General features: G+C 66.4%; 5 protein-coding genes. 3 read left to right on the top strand and 2 right to left on the bottom strand.

What is annotated here, in order from left to right:
• Positions 1–271: fumarylacetoacetate hydrolase family protein (locus RMO23_RS05085; protein WP_309679107.1), on the top strand; the 271-nt coding region annotated here is incomplete at its 5' end.
• Between the two features lie 37 nt (positions 272–308).
• On the opposite strand, the gene RMO23_RS05090 is transcribed toward RMO23_RS05085, so the two are convergent.
• A complete protein-coding gene (locus RMO23_RS05090) occupies positions 309–914 on the bottom strand; it encodes a MarC family protein (protein ID WP_309679109.1) in 606 nt (201 codons plus the stop codon).
• Between the two features lie 12 nt (positions 915–926).
• Positions 927–1,340, bottom strand: a complete 414-nt coding sequence (locus RMO23_RS05095) for a VOC family protein (RefSeq protein ID WP_309679110.1) — start codon at positions 1,338–1,340, stop codon at positions 927–929.
• A gap of 270 nt (positions 1,341–1,610) precedes the next feature.
• Between RMO23_RS05095 and RMO23_RS05100 the strand changes: the two genes are divergently transcribed.
• Together RMO23_RS05100 and RMO23_RS05105 are read left to right on the top strand one after the other, a co-directional pair.
• On the top strand, positions 1,611–2,501 hold the full coding sequence (locus RMO23_RS05100; protein ID WP_309679112.1) for a PhaM family polyhydroxyalkanoate granule multifunctional regulatory protein: 891 nt from the start codon (positions 1,611–1,613) through the stop codon (positions 2,499–2,501).
• A gap of 45 nt (positions 2,502–2,546) precedes the next feature.
• Entirely contained in the window at positions 2,547–3,854 is a 1,308-nt protein-coding gene (locus RMO23_RS05105) for an FIST C-terminal domain-containing protein (protein ID WP_309679114.1), read from the top strand.
• The last annotated feature ends 2 nt before the right edge of the window (positions 3,855–3,856 follow it).

Consider the following 3,856-nt stretch of genomic DNA (forward strand, 5'->3'; position numbering starts at 1 on the left):
GACCTTTCACTTCGGCCAGCTGATTGCCCACATCTGCAAGACCCGCAATGTGCGCGCCGGCAGCATCGTCGGCTCGGGCACCGTCAGCAACAAGGACTGGAGCCACGGCTACAGCTGCATCGCCGAAAAGCGGGCGATTGAGACCATCGAAAACGGCAAACCCAGCACCGCCTTCATGAAGTTTGGCGACACCATCCGCATCGAGGCCAAGGGCAAGGACGGGCTGTCGGTGTTTGGCGCGATTGAGCAGAAGGTGGCGGCAGCGGCCTGAAGCTTGCAGGCGGATACGGCGTTGCTGGGTGGCGCTGCTAGGTGGCGCTGCCCATCTGCCCGACAAACGCCTTGATGCCGCGCAGCAGCATCTCGACCGAAATCGACACCAGGATCAGGCCCATCAGGCGTTCAAAAGCCATCATCACCCGGTCGCCCGCCAGCCGCTGAATCCGCTCGGACAGCACCAGCACCACGGCGCAGACGGCCATGGTGACGCACAGCGCGGCCACCCATTCCAGGCGCCGGGCCGGGGCCTGCGACACCAGCAGCATCACCGTGGCCAGCGCCGACGGGCCGGCCAGCGCCGGAATCGCCAGCGGCACGATCAGCGGCTCGCCCTGCATCGGTTCGGCCTCGGCCGCCGCCGACGGAAAAATCATGCGCAGCGCAATCAAGAACATCACCACCGCGCCGGCAATCTGCAGCGACAGATCGCTCAGGTTCATCAGCCGCAAAAAGCCGTCGCCGACAAACATGAAGGCCAGCAGCAGCAAGAACGCAATCAGCACCTCGCGCAGAATCACCCACATGCGTCGCTCGGGCGCCACATTGCGCAGCGCGTTGGCGAAAATCGGGATGTTGCCGAGCGGGTCGGTGATCAGCAAGAGCAGGATAGTGGCGGAGGCGAAGGTATAGCCCATGAGTGATCCGGCTCAGGCCGCGTACAGCGCGTCCAGCGACCGGAAGCCCTTGATCTCCAGCGGGTTGCCAAACGGGTCGCAGAAAAACATGGTCCATTGCTCGCCCGGCTGGCCTGCAAAGCGCAGTTGCGGCGCCAGCACAAACGGCGTCTGGGCGGCGCTCAGGCGGTCGGCCATGGCCTGCCAGTCGTCCAGGCCCAGCACCAGCCCAAAGTGCGGCATCGGCACCAGAATGTCGCCGACATGGCCGGTGCGTTCGGTCTTGAAGGGCGGGCCCAGGTGCAGCGACAGCTGATGCCCAAAGAAATCAAAATCGACCCAGCTGGCGCTGCTGCGCCCTTCGCTGCAGCCCAGCACGCCGCCATAGAAGCGGCGCGCTTCATCGAGGTCGGTGACGTTGAAGGCGAAGTGGAACAGGCTTTTCATGGCGCTAGCTTAGCAGGGCCAGCGGGCCGCGACGGGTTTGCAGACCGCTATCAAATAAATAGCTGCTTGTGCGCTATCGGTATGGGCTGGAGGCCGATTTGATCATTAAAATGCCGATAAAGCACGGTTCCAGGCGAGGCGGCGCCGGCACGCGCGCCGCGCCGGCGCTCCAACGCACAAATATGGGTTGACGCGCCGCCCCGGCGTTGCACAATGAAGGGGCAGCCGCCTCCCGCAGTTGCAATCGTGCCCAACCCGCCAGGAGACACCATGAGTGACGCAGACAACCCTTCCTTCACCGACTTCGGCAAGTTTGTGCCCGGCTTTGATTTTTTGCAAAATCTGGCCAAGCAGGCCGCCGGTAGCGCGGCGCAAAGCATTCCGCAACTGCCCAAGCTCGGCAACTGGGTCGCGCCCACGCTCAATGTCGAAGAGCTGGACAAGCGCATTGACGAGCTGAAAGCGGTGCAGTTCTGGCTCGACCAGAACGCCATGGCGCTCAAGGCCACCATCCAGGCGCTGGAGGTGCAAAAGATGACGCTGGCCACCCTCAAGGGCATGAACTTCAACATGGGCGACGTGGCCAACGCCTTCAAGCTCAAGGTCGCCGACAGCGTGGCCGGCGGCGTGCAGCGCGTGGCCGACAAGGCCAAGACCTTCGCCGGTTTTGAAGTGCCGGCGCCGGAAACCGAGCCTGAAGAGGCCGAGGACGACACCGGGGAAAGCGAAGACGCGCCCAAAGCCAAAGCCGCCAAACCGGCCAAGGCAGCAAAGGCCCCTGGTAGTGGCGGCGTGGTCGACCCGCTGCAATGGTGGGGCGCGCTGACCCAGCAGTTTCAGACGATTGCGGCCGACGCCATGAAAGACGCCGCCAAGAAAACCGCCATGGACGCCACCAAGCACATGGCCACCGGCCTGGCCAAGGACGCCGTCAAGACCGCCACCGGCATGGCCAAGGACATGGCCAAAGGCATGGCTGAGAGCGCCGGAAAAACCGTGGCCGGCGGCGCCCGCGCGGCCATGAACAGCGCCCTGCGCAGCACCCAGGGCTGGCCGACACCGCCCGCCGGCAAAAGCGCCGGCGTCAAGCCCGCCGCCCGCAAGGCCGCCAAGCCCAAGGCCACGGCGCGCAAGACGGCAGCCGGCAAAACCCCGCGCTGAGCTTCGCTCCAAACGTATCGCCGCAATCTTTGGTCGCAAGTCCCGATGAAGCTTTTTCCCTACGGCCACGCCACCCATCCGCAATGGCAGATGGCGGCCGGCCTTGTGCTGGCGCAGCTGCGCGCCCACATGGCCTTGCCCGGCTACGCCAGCGCGCCCACGCTGGGGCTGCTCTACATCACCGACCTGTACGTGGCCCAGGCGCAGGACATCCTCGACTACCTGAGCGCCGAGCTGCCCGAAATCACCGACTGGAGCGGCACCGTGGGCGTGGGCATTGCCGCCAACAATGTCGAGTACTTTGACGAGCCGGCGCTGGCCGTGATGCTGTGCGAGTTGCCGCACGACCAGTACCGCGTGTTTTCCGGCGTCTCGCCGCTGCCGCCGGCCGCCAGTGGCCGCTTCAAGGCGCACACCGCGCTGGTGCATGCCGACGCCGCCACGCCCGACCTGGCCGAACTGATCGAGGAGATGGCCCAGCGCACCGAAAGCGGCTATGTGTTTGGCGGCCTGGCCTGCAGCCGCGGCAACACCGTGCAGTTTGCGCTCAGCGGCCACGGCAATGTCAGCGGCCAGGGCGCGGCCAGCGGCGTGTTCAGCGGCGGCCTCAGTGGCGTGGCCTTTGCGCGCGATCTGTCGGGCGGTGAAGCCGGTGGCTTTGCCCTGATGTCGCGCATCACCCAGGGCTGCCGCCCGGTGTCGGGCAACCATGAAATCACCGCCTGCGAAGACAACGTGGTGACCGAGCTTGACGACGAGCCCGCGCTCGACGTGATGCTGGCCGATTTGAAGGTGTCACTCGGCCAGCCGCGCGAAGCCCTGGCCAAGGTCAGCGCCACGCTGGTCGGCCTGAGCAGCCTCAAAGACCAGCTCAACGACGGCCCGGCCGTGCGGCGCACCGGCATGTTCGGCGCCGAGGTGGTGGTGCGGCATCTGGTCGGTCTCGACCCGGCGCGCAAGGGCATCGCCATTGCGGCCGTGCCCCGGGTCGGCATGACGCTGGCCTTTTGCGAGCGCAACGCCGAGGCCGCGCGGGGCGACCTGGTGCGCATCTGCGCCGAAATCCGCGAAGCGCTGGAACCCGAAGAGCTGCCGCTGGCCGTCGCCAGCGCGCTGCACACGCCCGAAGCCGAATCGGCCCCGCACCCGGCCCGGCGCATCGCCGGCGCCATTTACGTCAGCTGCTCAGGCCGCGGCGGCCCGCATTTCGGCGCCCCCAGCGCCGAGCTGCAAATCGTGCGCCGCGCGCTGGGCGATGTGCCGCTGGTCGGCTTCTTCGCCGGCGGCGAAATCGCCCGCAACCACCTGTATGGTTATACCGGGGTGCTGACGGTGTTTACGGCGACGGATTGAGG

This window comes from Polaromonas sp. (genome assembly GCF_031411155.1).
Classification (GTDB): Bacteria; Pseudomonadota; Gammaproteobacteria; order Burkholderiales; family Burkholderiaceae_C; genus Polaromonas.